11 protein-coding genes, 1 tRNA gene and 1 pseudogene are annotated in these 19,493 nt (G+C 46.4%); all 13 read left to right on the top strand.

The annotated features are described in order from the left end of the window. Positions 1–20 precede the first annotated feature (20 nt). The 13 genes and pseudogenes from hpsB to JGK39_RS15170 all read left to right on the top strand — a co-directional run bounded on the left by hpsB (position 21) and on the right by JGK39_RS15170 (position 19,487). Positions 21–674, top strand: coding sequence for a hormogonium polysaccharide secretion pseudopilin HpsB (gene hpsB, locus JGK39_RS15110; protein WP_293296716.1), 654 nt, complete (start codon positions 21–23; stop codon positions 672–674). A gap of 61 nt (positions 675–735) precedes the next feature. Then, entirely contained in the window at positions 736–1,752 is a 1,017-nt protein-coding gene (gene hpsC / locus JGK39_RS15115) for a hormogonium polysaccharide secretion pseudopilin HpsC (RefSeq protein WP_293296718.1), read from the top strand. A gap of 57 nt (positions 1,753–1,809) precedes the next feature. Next, positions 1,810–2,427 (top strand): GspH/FimT family pseudopilin, encoded by a 618-nt coding sequence (locus JGK39_RS15120; protein ID WP_293296720.1) that lies wholly within the window; start codon positions 1,810–1,812, stop codon positions 2,425–2,427. 117 nt (positions 2,428–2,544) lie between these two features. Continuing rightward, positions 2,545–3,183: pseudogene (locus tag JGK39_RS15125) on the top strand (Uma2 family endonuclease). Between the two features lie 438 nt (positions 3,184–3,621). Beyond that, positions 3,622–4,239 (top strand): transcriptional regulator, encoded by a 618-nt coding sequence (locus JGK39_RS15130; RefSeq protein WP_293253302.1) that lies wholly within the window; start codon positions 3,622–3,624, stop codon positions 4,237–4,239. A gap of 671 nt (positions 4,240–4,910) precedes the next feature. After that, complete coding sequence (locus JGK39_RS15135; protein WP_293146445.1) at positions 4,911–5,114, top strand: hypothetical protein; 204 nt, start codon at positions 4,911–4,913, stop codon at positions 5,112–5,114. A 151-nt stretch (positions 5,115–5,265) separates the two neighbouring features. After that, positions 5,266–5,338, top strand: a tRNA-Ala gene (locus JGK39_RS15140). 217 nt (positions 5,339–5,555) lie between these two features. Then, entirely contained in the window at positions 5,556–6,707 is a 1,152-nt protein-coding gene (gene gcvT / locus JGK39_RS15145; RefSeq protein WP_293253305.1) for a glycine cleavage system aminomethyltransferase GcvT, read from the top strand. 152 nt (positions 6,708–6,859) lie between these two features. After that, the gene (locus JGK39_RS15150; protein WP_293253309.1) at positions 6,860–7,099 is read left to right on the top strand and encodes a hypothetical protein; all 240 of its coding nucleotides are present in this window, start codon (positions 6,860–6,862) and stop codon (positions 7,097–7,099) included. Between the two features lie 337 nt (positions 7,100–7,436). Next, complete coding sequence (locus JGK39_RS15155) at positions 7,437–10,178, top strand: DEAD/DEAH box helicase (RefSeq protein WP_293253312.1); 2,742 nt, start codon at positions 7,437–7,439, stop codon at positions 10,176–10,178. 764 nt (positions 10,179–10,942) lie between these two features. Beyond that, the gene (locus JGK39_RS15160) at positions 10,943–13,708 is read left to right on the top strand and encodes a family 10 glycosylhydrolase (protein ID WP_293253315.1); all 2,766 of its coding nucleotides are present in this window, start codon (positions 10,943–10,945) and stop codon (positions 13,706–13,708) included. Positions 13,709–14,111: 403 nt separating this feature from the next. Beyond that, positions 14,112–18,056, top strand: a complete 3,945-nt coding sequence (locus JGK39_RS15165; RefSeq protein ID WP_293253318.1) for a PAS domain S-box protein — start codon at positions 14,112–14,114, stop codon at positions 18,054–18,056. Positions 18,057–18,062: 6 nt separating this feature from the next. Continuing rightward, positions 18,063–19,487: a response regulator gene (locus tag JGK39_RS15170; RefSeq protein WP_293296722.1), complete on the top strand. Its 1,425-nt coding sequence runs from the start codon at positions 18,063–18,065 to the stop codon at positions 19,485–19,487. The last annotated feature ends 6 nt before the right edge of the window (positions 19,488–19,493 follow it).

Raw genomic sequence — 19,493 nt, forward strand, 5'->3', positions numbered from 1 at the left:
TAATTACTGGAGTTCTACTTATGAGCGAGCAAAAACAACACCAAAATTTATCCCAGTCGCGAGATGACGGCTACACGATTATCGAGTCATTGGTAGCGATGATTGTAGTTTCAGTGCTGATGATCGCGATCGCCCCCGTGATGGCCTTCTCAGTAGCAACTCGCGTCCAAGCGCGGCGGGTGGAACTAGCTACGCAGGCGGCGAGAGCTTACATTGACGCTCTCAAACCGAACCCGAGGACGGGTGATGCGGCCATCAAATTTGGTGGAAGTATACCAGGGTTCCCAACCCCTGGCCCAACAGGCGATTTGGCAGATGCACCAGTTCCGAAAAACGGCACCACTTTATACTGTGTTGACATGGATGGAGAAGGTTGTAGCGCTACTAGCAGTAAAGACTTTTACGTGCAAGGCGCTTGGAAAAATACAGATGTAACTACAAGCGATCCCACATCAAAAGGCTACCAACTCTTAGTCCGGGTTTACAGGGCTGATTCCTTTGCTGGGGTAACTTTGAGGCCTCCCAAGGATGCGAAGCAATCTGTTGTGGGTTCTGGTTTGGGCGACAAGACAATCCCAGTAGTAGAAATGTCTACAGAGATTCCTGCTACCGGAATTCCTTCACATAAGTCAATCTGCAATCGCCTCAAAACCGGAACTACTGTATGCCCATAATTACCGTGAGTGTGATTAGAATAAAATCTCTCCCAACCACTCGGCAAAGGAAGAAGTAAAAATGAAAAGTTTACTCAGGTTGCTTCTCAAAACTCAGCACCAGCCAAACCGCTCTGGGCAAGCTCAAACAGAAAAGGGCATGACTCTAGTAGAGCTATTGGTCGGAGCGATTATGGCATTTTTAATCATTACGCCGATGCTTGCCTTTGTAGTCGATATGCTGAATACCGACAGGAGGGAACAAGTCAAGTCAAATACCGAGCAAGACGTTCAGGCTGCCGTTGATTTCATCGCCCAAGATTTGAGTCAAGCTATCCATATCTATGATCAAAAAGGAATCAATGCTGTTAATAATAGCACTACTCCTACGAGTGGAAAATTACCTGCTCCTGCTAACGGAACTCCGATCCTCGTATTTTGGAAGCGCCAACAGATTAAAAACTCTCTTCCTATTTACCCTGCTGCTGCAAAGCCAAATACCTGCGATCCGAGTAAATGCAACGATACCTACGTACTTTCATTAGTTGCCTACTACCAGTTTAAAGATGATGATCGTACTTGGTGTCAGCCTTCAGGAAAACCTTGTCCTACCCGCATTGTCCGCTATGAAATTAAGGATGGAATAAAAGACCCGTCTACTTTGGCTTACTACCCGGATACAGAGACAACAGATGGTCAAGAAATAGATCCAGCTTTTAACCAACTGTTCGACCTCAACAAGCCAACAGAAAATGTGACTGTTCCGGGAGTGGTTCCAAAAAATAAGGAAGTTCTGGTTAATTACATCGACCACAGTACAGTTAACGTTCCACCTCTACCCGTCTGCAAAACTACTCTTGATGTCAAAGACCCACCAGCACCAAAACCACCACTAACTGAAGCAGATTTATTAATAACAGACCGCTCTACTAACAGCTTCTACGCTTGTGTAGATTCAGCAAGAAACATAGCCAGAGTTACTATCAGAGGAAACAGCCTGCGCCGCCTTCAAGCAGATGCTCCTTATAACCCCAACAATCCGGCCTTTTTCCCAACAGCAACCGTGCAAGTACAAGGTCGCGGCGCGTTAGGACAGTAACTTATACTTGAAACACATTTCCGAATCGTCCCCGCCGATCAAAAACAGGAGACTACAATGAAAACGCCACAAATATTATTAAAACTTTTGCAGAAATCTGCCGCCAAAGCCCGCCCTAATTTCAACAATACTGCATCCAGCAAAGGCGAGGTCGGGTACACTATTATAGAATTGCTAATCATAGTGCTTATTTTAGGTATATTTGCTTCGATCGCAGCTCCGGGCTGGCTGGGATTCATCAACCGACAAAGAGTCCGCACTGTGAACGATCGCGTCCTCCAAACCTTGCGCACTGCACAAAGCGAAGCCAAGCGAACTAAGCGAGATGTGACTGTTATATTTGACACCTCTGACCCGTCAAAAGTCACGTTTAACCCGGCAATAGCTACGGGTGGTAGTACGCAGCAATTAAATGGTGGAGGTGAAATTAAACCCGGACAGATTCAACTTGCTGTTATTGGTGGAGATACTCCTGCTCCTGTTCTTACTCCTCCTCTTACTGCTACTCAAAAATCGCTGACCTTTAAATTTGATGGTGCCTTCGATCCAAACAGTAAACCAACCCTACCTTTTATTGTCACAATTTCTTCAGTTAACGGTGGTACAAATCAGTGCGTAATTGTTCAAACTCTCCTAGGAGGAATGCGAACTGATGAGGGAACTGGTTGTCAATAATAGCTTTCAATGTATTTAATTTTAATCTCTAACAGCGATTCCCCATTAGTTATGAACCTCCAAAAAATATTAACATAAATTATTTGGTATTTCAAATCCCATTAAAACACTCAAACTATGCAGCTAAAACTAAAACAAATAAAAGTCCAACCAGGAAATCAATTACTACTAAAAGACATAACCTGGCAGATGTTTGAAACCATCTTAGCAGAACTCGGAGAAAACCGCTCATCCAGACTTTCATACAGCAACGGAACATTATAAATCATGGTTCCGTGCATGGAACACGAAGTTAACAAAGTCCTGATTAGCGACTTAATAAAAATTCTCCTCGAAGAACTAGATATAGAATTTTGACCGCTGGGTTCAACCACATTAAAAAATGCAAACATGGCTCAAGGATTAGAAGCAGACAACTGTTTCTACATCCAAAACGAAGCCGCAGTCAGAGGCAAAAATCGCATCGACTTAGCCACAGACCCCCCTCCAGATTTAGCCATCGAAATCGACATCACCTCCCGCACTCAATTCAACAACTACGAAGCATTGGGAGTTCCCGAATTGTGGCGCTACAACGGCCGCAGCCTCCAAATCAGCGTATTGCAAGATGGAAAATACATCAAGGGCGATCGCAGTCTCCAATTTCCCAACTTCCCAATAACCGAACTCAACCCCCAGTATATAGAACAAAGCAAAACAGCCGGCAGAAACGTCGCTATGAAAGCCTTTCGATCTTGGGTACGATCGCAAAATTAGCACTCCCGCACCCTCTCATCCACAGCGGGCGATCGCATCAATACCCGCAATTTCTCCCAAAGGGCGATCGACTCTCATCCACGGCGGGCGATCGAATCAATGGCGCGATTTATCCCCGCAGGGGATCTCTGTAGGGAAGCTGCACTGCCGTGTCCTGACAGCCATCTTGTCACAAAACATACATTTCAAGCGATGTCAGCAAAACAGATGTACTGCCGTATTATGACTGTTTTATAGTTATAAACTATACACTAAATGCGATGTCTGTAGGGAAACATCACTGCCATATCGGGCGCGCAGCTTTTGTGAGTAGGTATAAAATTTCAGTAAATACCGAGCTACACACTAACCAAACTCAAAAGTTAAAATCGACACATCAAAAAATACTTCCTCCCAGCCATTTTTCATTTCAAGCCAAATATCAAGGAGTGCATCAAAATGTTAATCAATAAAACGCTCAAAGGCAGAGCCGCTAAACCTGCCGGTGGTTTTACAATGGTTGAGACATTGATACTTATTTTAATCATCGGGATATTTTGTGCGATCGCCAGCCCCTCTTGGCTCATGTTCATCAACAACCACCGTTTGAAGGTATCAGTCGATCGGGCTTATTCATTAATGGAACTTGCACGCAGCAACGCCAAACGCGACAAAATTGCATGGCAAACCAGCTTCAAACAAGTCGGAGAAAACCTACAAGTAGCAGTCCACAAAGCCGAGATTACACCAGCCCAAGTACCAGCCAATCAATGGAAAAACCTCGAACACAAAATTAAAATACATACACATGAAACAACACTGCTTAAAGTAAATGAAAACAACAAAGCCACAGGCAATAAAACAATCCGGCGAGCCACCTTCAACTTCCGAGGTTGCGCCGTTTATAACGGTACCGACGAGTGCGGCCAAACAAGCCTACAAGCAAAAGGGAGACTAACACTCTTCCATCCTGATTTAAAAAATAGCGAACGGTGCGTCATAGTCTCAACTATTTTAGGACACAAGCGCATTTCCCAAAGACAGCGCAAAGCTCTAGACGGAAGATATTGTTACTGACACAACATCCAGGCCTCACCCTTGTACTCTTTTACCCCCTTCTTCGGGGGGAGCTAGCAGGGTGGATTAATTGTAGGTAAAAAAATCTGAAACTACTTAATAAAGGTACGTATTTGGGCTGAAGCCCTCTTTATATATAGCGGATCGAGCGAAAGATTCGCAGGCGTTGTTGGTTCGAGAGCCCTATAGGTTTATAGGTTATACAAGCTGTCAGTCATACCTCATCTTTTTGAGAAAGGCTATATATGTCTAAAGAGGGCCGGGGCCCAACTACGTACCTATCTCTCTCCCGACAATAAAACCACCCTACTTCTCAAGGGGGGCTAGGAGGATCGGGCTTAATCATCAGTTCATAACCCAAAATTCAAGGTAGGTTAAAAGAATAAAATTATAATACATCTTCCTTATTGTGCAGGACTACCGGCAACGCCTACGCACCTACCATCGCAAACGCGCGCTTCCCCGGTGCGATCGCACAACCGCCCCCTAAAAAGCTGAGCTAGCTCTCATTTAGTTTGCATATTGTAATTATTAAGATAACCTATACTTTTTTCTTGATGGCTTTGCGCTGCTCCCCATCCGTTTAACATCAATACTTAAATACATATGAGCTTATCTGCACTGCGCGAAAACTTTTGTTACAATAGTTAAGCTGTTACAAATCGTAACTTATGCTGGTTTCTATTTTAATAATTGACGTTGCCCTCGTTGCCTGGTCATTGCATCTAATGCAAGAGGCGATCGCGCAACGAGAATTTTCACTAATCCTAGCCGGCACCCTAGTTGCGGTTTCAGCCGCCGCCCTGGTAGTCGTCTACTTCCTCATGGGGTCTTGTTTGAGCCATTTAACCGAAATATCCCAGCACACCTACTAAATCGTAGTAGCGATCGACAATTGTCAAAAAGCGAGGAATTTTTTTGAAAAAAAAGCCAAAAGCCTTGCCAGTCCAAGGCTCTCAACTATTTTTTCAAAAAGGCTTGACAAACATCGGTCAGTTAAGGCATGATTGAAAACGCGAAAAGAAAGGGGAATTAGCTCAGTTGGTAGAGCACTACAATGGCATTGTAGGGGTCAGCGGTTCGAGCCCGCTATTCTCCATAAGATTAGACGGCGGTTGAAACCGCGTCTACAAAAACCAAGTCCAGATGGTGCGCGGACTGAAGAGAATAACATAATTTTCACCGCGTATTCTTCAACCCACGGAGATGGGTTTTGTCTGTATAGACGCGGTTTCAACCGCGAGCGTCTTCTGAAAGTCGATCGCACTTTCCCGTAAAATCAAAACAGTCTACCCGCAACCAACAAAGCGCTACCTGTGGCAAACTCAACTGAACCCAACAATCCAGAGATACCGAGTCAGCTCGCGCGATCGCCTCTCTACGAACTATCATTACAGCTCAAAGGTCGGATGGTGCCTTTTGCCGGGTGGGAGATGGCCGTGCAGTACGCAGGCATCAGCAGCGAACATCAAGCAGTACGCCAGCAAGCAGGAATGTTCGACATTTCTCACATGGGAAAATTCTGTTTGAGAGGGAAACAGGTAATAGAAAAATTTCAACCCTTAGTACCCTCAGACTTAAGCCGCTTGCAACCAGGACAAGCTCAATATACAGTCTTATTAAATGACAAAGGCTGCATCCTAGACGACATTATATTCTACAGCCAAGAACCAGACGCTATCACTGGCGAAGAACGTGCAGCAATCATTGTCAACGCCGCCACTCGCATCGCAGACAAAGCCTGGATAGCGGCCCATTTAGACTTGAGCGAACTTACTTTCACCGACATCTCAGAAAACCAAGTTTTAATCGCAATTCAAGGCCCGGAAGCAGTTAACTATCTCCAGCCTTTTGTCGAAGACAACCTCGCACCAATCAAAGCATTCGGACACTTAGAAACCAAGCTGTTGGGACAGCCGAGTTTTATCGCCCGAACAGGTTACACTGGCGAAGATGGATTTGAAATCATGATGGATATAGAAACCGGAAAACAAGTCTGGCAAAAATTCCTAAATGCTGGCGTTGTACCCTGCGGTTTGGGTGCGAGAGATACCTTGCGTTTAGAAGCAGCCATGGCACTTTACGGTCAAGATATTGACGACAAGATCACACCTTTAGAAGCTGGATTGGGTTGGGTAGTTCACCTCGATAGCAAAGGCGATTTTATTGGGCGTGAGGTTTTGGAACAGCAGAAAGCTACGGGAGTATCGCAGCGATTGATAGGGTTGGAAATGCAGGGGCGGCACATTGCGCGCCACGGCTATCCGATAATAGTTGCAGGGGAAAAAGTAGGAGAAGTTACTAGCGGTACATTATCGCCTACATTGAATCGGGCGGTAGCCCTCGCGGTTGTTCCGGCAAAATTAGGTAAAATTGGCCAGCAGTTAGAAGTTGAGATTCGTGGCAAAAATTACCCAGCTACGGTGGTGAAAAAGCCATTTTATCGATCGCCAAATCGCCCAAATTAAATAAAGTTCGATCGTTCGGACTTTAGTCCTCTTCCCGTATCTAAAGAAGGACTAAAGTCCTCACTACAAACTTAATGTTTCAGGTTCGATCGTTCGGACTTTAGTCCTCTCCCCGTATCTAAAGAAGGACTAAAGTCCTCACTACAAACTTAATGTTTCAGGTTCGATCGTTCGGACTTCAGTTTTTTCCGCCCTATGGCGAAGATTTGTCTGGCGAATTCGGCTCCTTTTTGGCGGTTTTCCCAAGTGATTCGGTGCCGGTGCCCGATCGCACTTCTGCAATTCCCAAGCCCCTAGCTAAGGCGATCGATCGCACTTTGGTTGATTATCTTGAAATTTACGAGAAAAGTGCCGCGGAATTTAAGCAAGCCCTAGTAAAGAGTTTGTCATAAAATTAGAATTTTTGCGATAAGATAGCAGATTGCAGGTCGATCGACTGCACGGCAGAAACCGGGAATCAGGGCAGGCAGAGGACGCGGCCTTACAGCAACCGGGTTTTCGCGTAGCTACATACCTGAAAAATGCTGTAAGTTTGTACTCAGAACTTGACCGCTTAAAGCTGAAGTAAGGAACGATTGAAGGCAAAAGAAAAATTCTCCCATTCCTCGTCTCTTCTTCCTTCGAGTGCCGATTTGCGGGCGTTGGTCTAAAATCAATACAGTCGTCCTCTGCTGCCTTGCTTTCAGCAAGATTTAAGCATACTTACCCTGCAACCTCATAATAATCCTTGTGCCTAACGCTTCCCAGAACCGCCAAGAGCTGGATCTGAAGACCATATTTCCATTCGAGCTAGATAACTTTCAGAGAGACGCGATCGCCGCCCTCGATGCAGGTAAATCCGTTGTCGTGTGTGCTCCCACGGGCTCAGGGAAAACTTTAATCGGCGAATACGCCATCCATCAAGCACTCTCTAGAGGGCGGCGCGTCTTCTACACCACTCCCCTCAAAGCTCTCTCCAACCAAAAGCTGCGCGACTTCCGCCATCAATTTGGAGACGAGATGGTAGGTTTGCTGACGGGGGACATCTCCTTCAACCGAGATGCGCCGATTTTGGTGATGACTACCGAAATATTTCGGAATATGCTCTACGGTACGCCCATTGGCGCTGTCGGTGCTTCCCTCACCGGAGTCGAAACCGTCGTGCTCGACGAGTGTCACTACATGAACGATCGCCAGCGCGGTACAGTCTGGGAAGAATCAATCATCTATTGTTCCAGCGAAATTCAACTCCTCGCCCTCTCAGCAACCGTTGCTAATAGCGACCAACTCACAGACTGGATTAACAAAGTCCACGGGCCCACAGAGCTTGTCTACTCAGACTTTCGGCCAGTACCGCTACAATTCCACTTCGCCAATCAAAAAGGCGTATTCCCCCTGCTAGACGAAACCGGCAAAAGAGCTAATCCGCGATTAGTCCCCAAAAAGAAGCAGCAAAAAGCAGAAAGAGGTAGCATTCCGACTCCCACTTTGACCGATGTTTTGTCTCGGTTGGACGATCGAGATATGCTACCAGCAATTTACTTCATCTTCAGCCGTCGCGGGTGCGACCAAGCAGTAACAGAAGTAGGCAATTTCTCCCTAGTTAACGAAGCCGAAACAGCCGAACTCAAACGCATCATTGACGATTTTTTACAGCGCAACCCAGAAGCAGAACGTTTCGGTCAAAAAGAAGCACTTTTAAAAGGCATCGCCGCCCACCACGCAGGCATTTTACCCGCTTGGAAAGGTTTAGTAGAAGAACTTTTTGGCAGAGGTTTGATTAAAGTCGTATTTGCCACCGAAACCCTCGCAGCCGGGATAAATATGCCCGCCCGCACCACAGTCATTTCCACCCTGTCCAAACGCACCGACAAGGGACACCGACTGCTAAACGCTTCAGAATTCCTGCAAATGGCCGGTCGGGCGGGTCGCCGGGGCATGGACGAGCTGGGGCACGTGGTGGCAGTTCAAACGCGCTTTGAAGGCGCAAAAGAAGCCTCCTATTTGGCAACAGCGAAGGCCGACCCCCTCGCCAGTCAGTTTACGCCCAGCTACGGCATGGTGCTGAATTTGCTGCAAACTCACACTCTCGATGAAGCTCAAGAGTTGGTAGAACGCAGTTTTGGTCAATACCTTTCTACCTTGTACTTGCAACCGCAGCAATCGGAATTAGACCGGTTGCTAGGAGAATTGGCGGTGCTCGAAGAGTCTCTGGCGGCCGGAGGTAATGTCTCCAACCTGGAAAAACAGTTAGCCCATTACGAAAAATTGCAGGGAAGGCTTAAAGAAGACAAACGTTTGCTGAAAACTCTATTGCAGCAAGCAGAAGAAGCGCGAATTAAGGAGATGTCCGTAGCTGTGGCTTTTGCAGTCCTCGGCACGGTTCTGAGTCTGAAGGGCAAACACGTCCCGACAGCCAAACGATCGCACACAACCCCCGTCCCCGCCGTACTCGTTGCCAAAATCGCAGGTTCCGGTCAAGCACCAAATTTGGTATGTTTGGGCAAAGACAACCGCTGGTATATCGTCGCCATTAGCGATGTCGCCACCCTCCACGCCCAACTGCCCCGCTTGAGTGTCGCAGATACCCTCAACCCGCCACCGGAATTGACCATGAGACTCGGCCAGTGCCGCTTGGGAAGTGAAGAAACTGCTGCAATTGCTCAATCGATTCCAGAATTGCCCGCACCGGAACCGAGCCCAGAGGCGATCGAGCAACAGCAGAAAATCGCCGCCCTAGAAGATAAACTAGAAATTCACCCAGTTCTAGAATGGGGCAATCCCGGTACTTTGCTCAAGCGCCAGCGCCGCCGCGAAGAATTGAAAAAAGAAATCCGCAAAAGCGAACAAGACTTAGAAAAGCAGCGAGCTCGCTACTGGGAGCAATTTCTCAACCTAATTGACATTTTGCTAAATTTCGGCTGTTTGGAAAGAGTAATTTCGGCACATGGAAACCGAGATAATTCCTCCGACAGGTTGGTGCCGACAGTCTTGGGCCAAGCTTGCGCCGCCATTCGCGGCGATAATGAACTGTGGCTGGGTTTGTCCCTAATGTCTGCGGAGTTTGACGAACTCGATCCCCACCACCTCGCTGCTGCTTGCGCGGCCTTGGTTACAGAAGTTTCCAGGCCCGACAGTTGGACTCATTACTCCTTGTCGCCGGAAGTTTTGGCGCCTTTGGACAATCTGCAAAAAGGCCTGCGCCGCCGGTTGTTTCAAGTGCAGTACCGCCACGAAGCTGCGATCCCGATTTGGCTGGAACGGGATTTAGTGACTTTGGTGGAACAGTGGGCTCTGGGCGTGGAATGGCTGGAACTGATTAGCCATACGAGTTTGGATGAAGGGGATGTGGTGCGGATTTTGCGCCGGACTTTGGATTTCTTGTCTCAGATTCCTCATGTTCCTCACCTGTCGGATTCTTTGCGGAAGAATGCTTGTCGGGCGATGCAGTTGATCGATCGATTCCCCGTAAATGAAGCTGCAACTCAGTAAACAAGGTTCGTAGTGAGGACTTCAGTCCTTCTTTGTGCAGCAAACAAGGTTCCTAGTGAGGACTTCAGTCCTTCTTTGTGCAGCAAACAAGGTTCCTAGTGAGGACTTCAGTCCTTCTTTGTGGAGTAAACAAGGTTCCTAGTGAGGACTTCAGTCCTTCTTTGTGCAGTAAACAAGGTTCGTAGTAAGGTTCGTAGTGAGGACTTCAGTCCTTCTTTGTGGAGTAAACAAGGTTCCTAGTGAGGACTTCAGTCCTTCTTTGTGGAGTAAACAAGGTTCCTAGTGAGGACTTCCGGACTAAAGTCCTCACTACGAACCTATTTGATGGCGGTTGTTCGATCGCACGCAGTATGAGACTAACCGTAGAGTGCGGAGCGGGCAAAAATTATTAGTCTATGCTTAAAACATTCTGACAGTAAACGCACCCTACAATAACTATGCCCTATGCCCTATGCCCTATGCCCTATGCCCTATGCCCTGTGCAGGCCAGTCATCCGCGAATCTTTCTGAGACTCGGCTATATTTTCCTGATTCAGGTTGCAGAACGAGATAAAAAATTGTATGGTGCGGATTAATTGCTCTAAATTGTTATTTAAATTTTGCTATAAATAATTAGTTTAAAGCCAGAGCCCTTTGAGGGAGAAATTAAAAGAAGACTATTCATTGCTTCAATCCTCGGACTGACCGGAAGAGGTAGCTGTCAACTGTCAACTGTCAACTGTCAACTGAATGAATAAGTGGTGTGGTGGGTAATTCTCGTGTCAATGCAACAAATCAAAAAGCCCGATCGAATTCCTGAAGCCTGCTCTCAGGCTCAAAAAAAACGCTTTTTCACCTTCTTGCAAAGAGTCTTAGTTGGAACTCTAGCGAGTACATTACTCAATCTCTCAATCCTATTTCCCTCTCCGAGTTTCGCAGAAGTAGTTTTGGGAGTTGTTCGCAGTTCCGAGAATTCCCCCGACTGGGTGAAGATTACCACGCGCCTCTGGGAAAGCGGCATTGCTTACAAACCAATCAATCTCGAAGACATCAAAAATTTGGCAGATTTAGCAGGCGTCAACGTGCTGTTTTTGCCCAATATTGAAACTCTGAGTCCGGCACAAATTAAAGTTTTAGAAGCTTGGACAAAACAGGGCGGCCGCTTGATTGCTTCGGGCCCAGTCGGCCGCAGTTCCCCGGCTTTGGTGCGTCAATCTTTACGATCGCTCCTCGGCGCCTATTGGGCTTTTCCGTTGACTCAGCGGGGCGCTGTGCAACCCCGCACCCGCTGCCGCGATCTCGCTTGCACCGCTTCTAGCAACTGGGTTCCCGCCGAACAAAAAAATGCCTCAGTCCAAGGCGGTGTCTTGATTCCCGCCGACGCGAACAGTCAAACAGTCGCTACTTGGAAAGATAGTTCCGGTTCCTCCGCTGCGATCGCCACCGATCGCGCTACCTATCTCGGCTGGCGCTGGGGTAGCGACGGTTCCCCCAATATAGACTCGGCTTGGCTGCGGGCCTCGATCGCCCGCTGGGGAGGAACAATCGGTGCGCCTGCTAAACCGCCAACAGCAGCCGCACCACCGCTGCCAAATCCCCCCTCAAGAGTCACGAGAAATACCCCCAGTTCGCCGCGCAATACCCCGCTGAGCCGACTTTCTCCTTCTCCCCCCCTTCCCGAACCCGTACCTGCAACTTTTACAGACCCTTCCGATCAGTCGGCGCCGGCAGGTTTGGACGTGCAGGCAAATTCCAATAAGCCGATCGTCAGCATTGAAGCCTACTTGATGCGCCAAGAACTCACCAACCTCCTCGGCAGGTTTGAAAGCGCCCTCACAGCAGCTAATTCAGGCAATACCGCCGTCAATCTCAATGCTGCTACCCCCCCTCAACTGGTGGCCTCCACCAACAGTGTCGGTGAACCTGCCCAGAGTCGCCCGTTGGTTTTGCAGGGAGCAACGACGCGGGCGATCGCCCAAGCCCGCCAGGTTTTGCAAAATTTTGACCAACTCCTGCAAGAGCAAAAATACGCCCAGGCCAGACAGCAGTGGGTGCAAGCGCGCCAACTTCTCTGGCAAAATTACCCCCAGGAAGGGCAGCGCGTTGGGGCGGAAATTCGAGCCGTTTGGCTCGATCGCGGTACGATCGTCGCAGCGCGATCGGAACAGGGTTTGGCCGCTGTGTTCGATCGGCTCGCCGCCGCCGGCATCAACACCGTTTTCTTTGAAACTTTGAATGCCGGATATCCGATTTATCCCAGTCAAGTTGCACCGCAACAAAACCCCCTCACAGTTGGCTGGGATCCCCTGGAATCTGCGGTTAAATTAGCCCGCGAACGAGGCATGGAACTCCACGCTTGGATTTGGACTTTTGCCACCGGCAATAAACGCCACAATACTTTAATTGGCAAACCTGGTTCTTATCCAGGCCCGGTACTTTCTGCCTATCCAAATTGGGCAAATATTGACAATAAAGGACGCACGCAAAACCCTAACGATGGTAAATTTTATCTCGATCCGGCTAACCCGGAAGCGCGCAGTTATTTACTGCGAATTATCAACGAAATTACCAGCCGCTACAAAGTAGATGGCGTGCAATTAGACTACATCCGCTATCCTTTTCAAGATGACAATGCAGGTTTTGTCTACGGTTACGGTGCAGCAGCAAGGCAGCAATTTAAACAGTTAACTGGTACCGATCCGGTCAATATCTCGCCGAGTTCCGGCAATTTGTGGCGGCAGTGGGTTGAGTTTAAAACCAATCAAATTAATAGTTTTGTAGCTGAAGTATCTCAGCTTTTGCGGCAGAATTATCCGCGCACAATTCTGTCAGTAGCGGTATTTCCGCACCCCGAAAGTCAGCGGATTTACAAAATTCAGCAAAATTGGGAAGTTTGGGCGCGTCAGGGCATTGTAGACTTGATTGTGCCGATGACTTATGCTTTGGATACTAATCGACTTCAGCGCATAACTGAACCGCTAGCAAAGGAACAAATGCTCGGTTCGGCTTTGATTTCTCCCTCGGTTAAGTTGTTGACTCTCCCGGAAGTTGTGGCGATCGACCAAATTCAAGCTTTGCGCGATTTGCCGACAGGGGGCTATGCTATTTTTGCGGTGGAAAGTATCAACAGCGGGATGCAGGGCTTTTTTAACCGCACTCAAGGGCGATCGGTACGTTCCACTTCCGCTTCCGAACCAATTCCTTACCGCCAGCCCTTTGCAGCAGCAGCTTCGCGGTATACTGCTCTCAAGCAGGAATGGAGTTTTTTGTTGGCTAACAATCAGTTGCGGGTGTCGGAATCTGAACTGAAAGTTCTCAAAAGTCGATCGGACGAATTGGGTCTTGCTTTGAGTAGATTGGCAGCCACTCCTTCTGGTGAAAGTCTAGCAACCGCTAAAAGATTGTTGGCGAGTTTTCAATCTCAATTTCAATCTTCGATGCGCTTGCATTCTGGGGAGAATAGCTATCAGGTGCAAACTTGGCAAAATCGTTTGGAAAGCTTGGATATGCTGTTGCGTTACGGCGAAAGGGTGGAGTTGAATCGCAGGTAAATGCAGGTGTTTCGGGTGCCGGTGGCTGCGGATAGTGCGATCGTACCCAATCATCGGCTCTGGGCAAAAATACGCTATAGTTATTTGAATTCATACCTGTACAGTTGTCAGTAAGCTAAAATCCCAGTCCTGCACTCATAGTAATGTCCATTGCCTGCAATAAGTGGTGGACATCTACAGCACTTTTCAGGTAAGTGCTCCATCATGTCCTCCGAGAACAACTACAATAAAATCGGTTTGTAGTGAGGACTTTAGTCCTCATCAAATCAAAGGACTAAAGTCCTCACTACAAACACTTTTTTTAGGTAATTAACTGGATTTGAGATGACTCGTTCGTGTATCGCTCCAAGATTTTAACATCTACTAATTTCCCTTGCCAATTTCAATTACTCTTAGGATGAATATGTTTCCTAAACCGCTGAATCGCTTTGCTACCAAAATTATCGGCAAAGCTCCATTACAAACTGTGCTCGTGGTTCCTTTTTTAGTGCAAATTGTCGGCACCGTAGGAGTTGTAGGTTGGCTCTCGTTCCAAAACGGTCAGCGCGCGGTCAACGATGTGGCCGCTCAGTTGCGGGGAGAAACTAGCGCTCGCATCAAAGACCGTATTGAAAATTATATGTCAATTCCCCACATTGTCAATCACCTGAACGTTCAAGGCATAAAATTGGGGCAGTTGAACCTAGAAGACAAACCAAAACTCGAACTTCATTTCCTCGAACAAATTCAATATTTTGATTCAATCAGCATCATTTACACAGGCAAAGAAAATGGATACCACTCGGGAGCAATCCGCACTAAAGATCGGATTATGATATCTGCTGCTGACAGTTCGACTGGCAATAAATTGGCTCGATATACTGCTGATTCTCAGGGAAACCGCGTTAAATTAATCGAAATTTCCCCCCAAAAATACGACCCGCGATCTCGTCCTTGGTACATAGCAGCGGCTCTAGCCAAAAAACCTATTTGGAGTCCAATTTATACAGACTTCTTGACCAGAGAACTGGCAATTACTGCTGCTTTGCCTATCTACGACAATGCTGGCAAGCTGTTAGGAGTAGCTGGCAGCGATTTGCTGTTTTCCAAAATAAAAGAATTTCTCGTCAGCCTCAAAATTGGCAAGTCGGGACAAACTTTTGTGATGGAGCGATCGGGGATGTTAATTGCCACTTCCACGCCCGGTAAAGAATTCGCAATGGAAGGTAAAGAAGCCAAACGCATCAAAGCTTCAGCAAGCGAGAATCCAATAATTCGCCAAACCGCACAGCATTTAGAAAAATCATACCAAAACTTAGCTAAAATCAATAATTCTCAACAGCTTGCGTTTGATGTTGACGGCAAGCGAAATTTTATTCAGGTAACTCCTTTTCAAGACGATCGAGGGTTGGATTGGCTGATTGTGGTAGTTGTGCCAGAGTCCGACTTTATGCAGCAAATTAACGCCAATACGCGCAGCACTTTTTTGCTGTCGGTTGCAGCTTTGATTGGGGCGACTATTCTGGGAATTCTTACTGCTAAATGGGTGGTGCGACCGATTTTAAAATTGAATGCGGCGGCGCAAGCTTTGGCACGCAATGAATGGGATACAAAGCTCGCTCTGAATCGCGAAGATGAACTCGGAGAACTTGCCGCTGCTTTCAACAGCATGGCAGAGCAATTGCAGCATTCATTTACTTCGCTCTCGGAAAGCGAAAGCCGAGTCAAACAATTTCTCAATGCAGTACCGCTAGGCATTTTTATTACCGAGCCAAACGGTCAACCTCACTACATTAATCCTACAGGAGAGCAACTTTTAAGTCAAGGCATTATCGAAACAGATGCCGAAAATTTGCGCCAAGCTTACAAAGTTTATTTAGCTGGAACCCAGGAAATTTACCCGGCGGAGCGCGACCCAATGTTAAATGCTTTGCAGGGTAAAAGTGTCACTGTTGATGACATTGAAATCTCCTCGAATGACAAAACTGTTCCCATGCAAATTTCGGGAACTCCTATTTACGACGCCCAAGGACATATCATCTACGGGATGTGCGCTTTTCAAGATATTACGGAACGCAAAATAGCGGAAAAAATGTTAAGGGAATACAACGAAAATTTAGCAGTCCAAGTTGCCGAACGTACCGCCGATCTTGCCAAGGCAAAAGAAAAGTTTTCTAAAGCTTTTCGTTCTAGTCCAAATGCAATTACGATCACAAGAATCCGTGACGGTCGTCATATAGAAGTCAATGACAGCTTTTGCCGGATGATCGGCTACAGTCGGGAAGAAATTATTGGTAAAACAGCGGTAGAACTCAATTTTTGGGCGAGTTTGGGAGAGCGCGACCGCATGATTCAAATGTTAAAAAATAAAACTGCCATTCACAATTACGAGCTGAGGTTTCGCAATAAAAATGGTACAGAAAGAACGGCGCTGCTGTCGATCGAAACTATCGATATTGACGGAGAAGCTTGTTTTTTGTCGATTTCTAGCGATATTACCGATCGCCAAAAAGCAGAAGCAGCCCTCCGGGAAGCAGAAGAAAAGTACCGCAATATTTATGAAAATGCTTTAAACGGGATTTTTCAAACTGCTGGTGACGGAAAATACATCAGCGCTAACCCCGCTTTAGCTGAACTCTACGGTTACGCATCGCCCGCAGAATTAATCGCAGCACAGCCGAATTTCAAAAACCGGCTTTACGTGAAACCCAACCGCCGCAGCGAATTTATAGCGTTGATCGACGAGTACGGGATACTGTCTAATTTTGAATCGGAAATTTACCGCAAAGATGGTAGCATCATTTGGATTTCTGAAAATTGTCGGGCTGTGTGCGATCCTGCAGGAAATTTACTTTACCACGAAGGTTTTATTAAAGACATTACGGATAGCAAACAAGCACAAATTAAAATGCAGCAGGCGAAAGAAGCCGCCGAAGCAGCAAACAAAGCTAAAAGTACCTTTCTCGCCAATATGAGCCACGAATTGCGATCGCCCCTGAACGCAGTCATCGGCTTTGCTCAAGTCATGATCCGCAGTAAAAATCTGTCTCCCGAAAATCAAGAAGATGTCGGAATTATTCTGCGGAGCGGTGAACATTTGCTGGCTTTAATTAACCAAGTTTTAGACTTGTCAAAAATTGAAGCCGGACGCACTACCATCAATGAAAAAAGCTTCGATTTATATAGACTTCTCGACGATTTAGAAGATATGTTTGCTCTCAAAGCTGAGGAAAAAGGCTTGCAATTAATCTTCGATCGAGACGCGGAAGTTCCCCATTACATTTCCACCGATGAAGTGAAATTGCGTCAAGTATTAATTAATTTGCTCAACAATGCAATTAAATTTACTTCACAAGGTGGAGTGTCGGTGCAAGTGAAAGGAGGAAAGCGGAATTTACACAAAAACAGCGCTGATGAAATGCCCGGCCGCTACTCGCTCCATTTTGAAGTTCAAGATACTGGTGCAGGCATTGCTGCCGAAGAAATCCATCAGTTGTTTGAAGCATTTGTGCAGACAACAACGGGTAAAGATTCTCAAGAAGGCACGGGTTTAGGTTTAGCGATCAGCCGCCAGTTCGTGCAATTGATGGGAGGTGAAATTACTGTTAGCAGCGAGGTTGGCAAGGGTGCACTATTTCAGTTTGACATCCAAGTTCATCTGGTGGAAGCTAGTGATATTGAAAGCAAAAAAGCTCTAGGTCGAGTTGTTGCCCTCGAACCGAATCAGCCACCTTACCGCTTGCTAATTGTGGACGACAAACCTTTGAACCGCCAACTGTTAGTAAAACTTCTCAGTCCGTTGGGATTTCAGTTGAGAGAAGCGAATAACGGTCAAGAAGCGGTGGATATTTTTAGGGATTGGGAACCGCATCTGATTTGGATGGACATGAGAATGCCTGTAATGGACGGGTACGAGGCAACGAAACAGATTAAAACTACAACTGGCGGGCAAGCAACGGCGATTGTGGCCCTGACTGCTAGCGTTTTGGAGGAAGAACGGGCGGTGATTCTTTCGACGGGTTGCGATGATTTTATGCGGAAACCGTTCCGAGAGGAGGATATCTTTGCGGCCATGGGGAAACATTTAGGAGTACGCTATATTTATGAAGAGCCAACAGAGGTCAGTGTGGCGGGTGCAGGGGAGTCAAGTAAGGAGGTGCTGACACCGGAGGATCTCGCCTCTCTTTCTCCAGACTGGAGGACTCAATTTAAGCAAAATATTTTGAGTGTGGACATGGAGGCGATCGCCAGTTCGATCGCACAAATCGGCACTATCAACCCCTCTCTAGCTGGCACGCTTCAAGATTGCATTAATAATTTTGAATACGACAAGATTTTGAACGTAATAGATCGCAGCGAACAACAGTAACTACCGATGAATTTAACTTTACCGAACACCAATCGAGCTAATATTTTAGTAGTGGACGACACGCCACAAAATCTGCGGCTGCTGACCGGAATTTTGAGCGAAAAAGGCTATCAAGTTCGCCCTGTTCCCAACGGCAAGCTAGCACTGTCTGCCGCTCAAAAAATGCCCCCAGATCTAGTGCTGCTGGATATTATGATGCCGGAGATGGATGGCTATGAAGTTTGTCAGCGACTCAAAGATTCTGAACTAACAAAAGACATTCCGGTAATTTTCATCAGTGCGATTAACGACGTGATGGATAAAGTTAAAGCTTTTGGAGTTGGAGGAGTGGACTTTATTACCAAACCGTTTCAGGTTGAAGAAGTTTTAGCCCGGATCGAAACTCATTTAAAAATTTGTTTGCTGCAGCAAAGTTTGCAAGAAAAAAATCAAGATTTAGCAACTGCTATTTACCAACTGCAAGCCACCCAAGAGCATTTGATTCAATCGGAAAAAATGGCGGCACTGGGACAACTGATTGCGGGCATTGCCCACGAAATCAATACCCCTCTGGGCATTATAGGTTCCTCTATTGATAATATTTCTAATTTCTGGGACGAAAATTTAGCAAAAATGCCTCAATTTTTTCAACAACTTACTGAAGAAAGTCAAGCTGGTTTTTTAGCTTTGCTGCACAGGTCTACCAATCAAGAAACGCTATTTACTAGCAGAGAAAAACGAAAGATTAAGCAGCAGTTGAGTAACGAGTTGATGGCAGGAGGCATTGAAAATGCTGAAGAAATAGCGGATAGTTTAGTTGATATGGAGATTTACGATAACATAGAAGAATTGTTGCCATTTTTAAAATTACCGGATTGGGAAGTGGTTTTCAATACTGCTTACCAGTTTGCGAGCTTTAAGAAAAGTATTAGCCTGATCCAAAGAGCGACAGCCAAGTCGGGAAAAGTAGTATTTGCCTTAAAAAGCTACGCTCATTTCGATAGCAAGCAAGAAAAAGTCCAGGCGAACTTGCACGATGGCATTGAAACGGTGTTAACTCTTTATCAAAATCAACTAAAACACGGGATAGAAGTAGTCAAGAATTATGGAGATTTACCGAAAATTATGTGCTATCCCGATGACTTAAATCAAGTTTGGACAAACCTAATTCACAATGCCCTGCAAGCAATGGATTATAAAGGTATTTTGATGATTGAAACTCAGCAGCAAGAGGCAAATATTGTCATCAAATTTACTGATGACGGCAAAGGTATTCCCCCACAAGTGCTTCCCAAAATTTTTCAGCCATTTTTTACGACTAAATCTGCCGGCGAAGGTAGCGGTTTGGGATTGGACATTGTGAGAAAAATTGTTGACAAACATGAAGGTACAATTGCTGTAGATTCGGTACCGGGGCAGACAAGCTTTACAGTCTCGCTGCCAATTTATTAACCAAAA

The organism is Microcoleus sp. PH2017_12_PCY_D_A, from assembly GCF_020738565.1.
In the GTDB taxonomy this organism is placed as follows: Bacteria; Cyanobacteriota; Cyanobacteriia; order Cyanobacteriales; family Microcoleaceae; genus Microcoleus.

Bases quoted from the DNA above. Each gene is read 5' to 3' on its own strand.
- hpsB (WP_293296716.1), top strand. From the start codon at position 21: ATGAGCGAGCAAAAACAACACCAAAATTTATCCCAGTCGCGAGATGAC.
- hpsC (WP_293296718.1), top strand. From the start codon at position 736: ATGAAAAGTTTACTCAGGTTGCTTCTCAAAACTCAGCACCAGCCAAAC.
- JGK39_RS15120 (WP_293296720.1), top strand. From the start codon at position 1,810: ATGAAAACGCCACAAATATTATTAAAACTTTTGCAGAAATCTGCCGCC.
- JGK39_RS15130 (WP_293253302.1), top strand. From the start codon at position 3,622: ATGTTAATCAATAAAACGCTCAAAGGCAGAGCCGCTAAACCTGCCGGT.
- JGK39_RS15135 (WP_293146445.1), top strand. From the start codon at position 4,911: ATGCTGGTTTCTATTTTAATAATTGACGTTGCCCTCGTTGCCTGGTCA.
- JGK39_RS15150 (WP_293253309.1), top strand. From the start codon at position 6,860: ATGTTTCAGGTTCGATCGTTCGGACTTCAGTTTTTTCCGCCCTATGGC.
- JGK39_RS15160 (WP_293253315.1), top strand. From the start codon at position 10,943: ATGCAACAAATCAAAAAGCCCGATCGAATTCCTGAAGCCTGCTCTCAG.
- JGK39_RS15165 (WP_293253318.1), top strand. From the start codon at position 14,112: ATGTTTCCTAAACCGCTGAATCGCTTTGCTACCAAAATTATCGGCAAA.
- JGK39_RS15170 (WP_293296722.1), top strand. From the start codon at position 18,063: ATGAATTTAACTTTACCGAACACCAATCGAGCTAATATTTTAGTAGTG.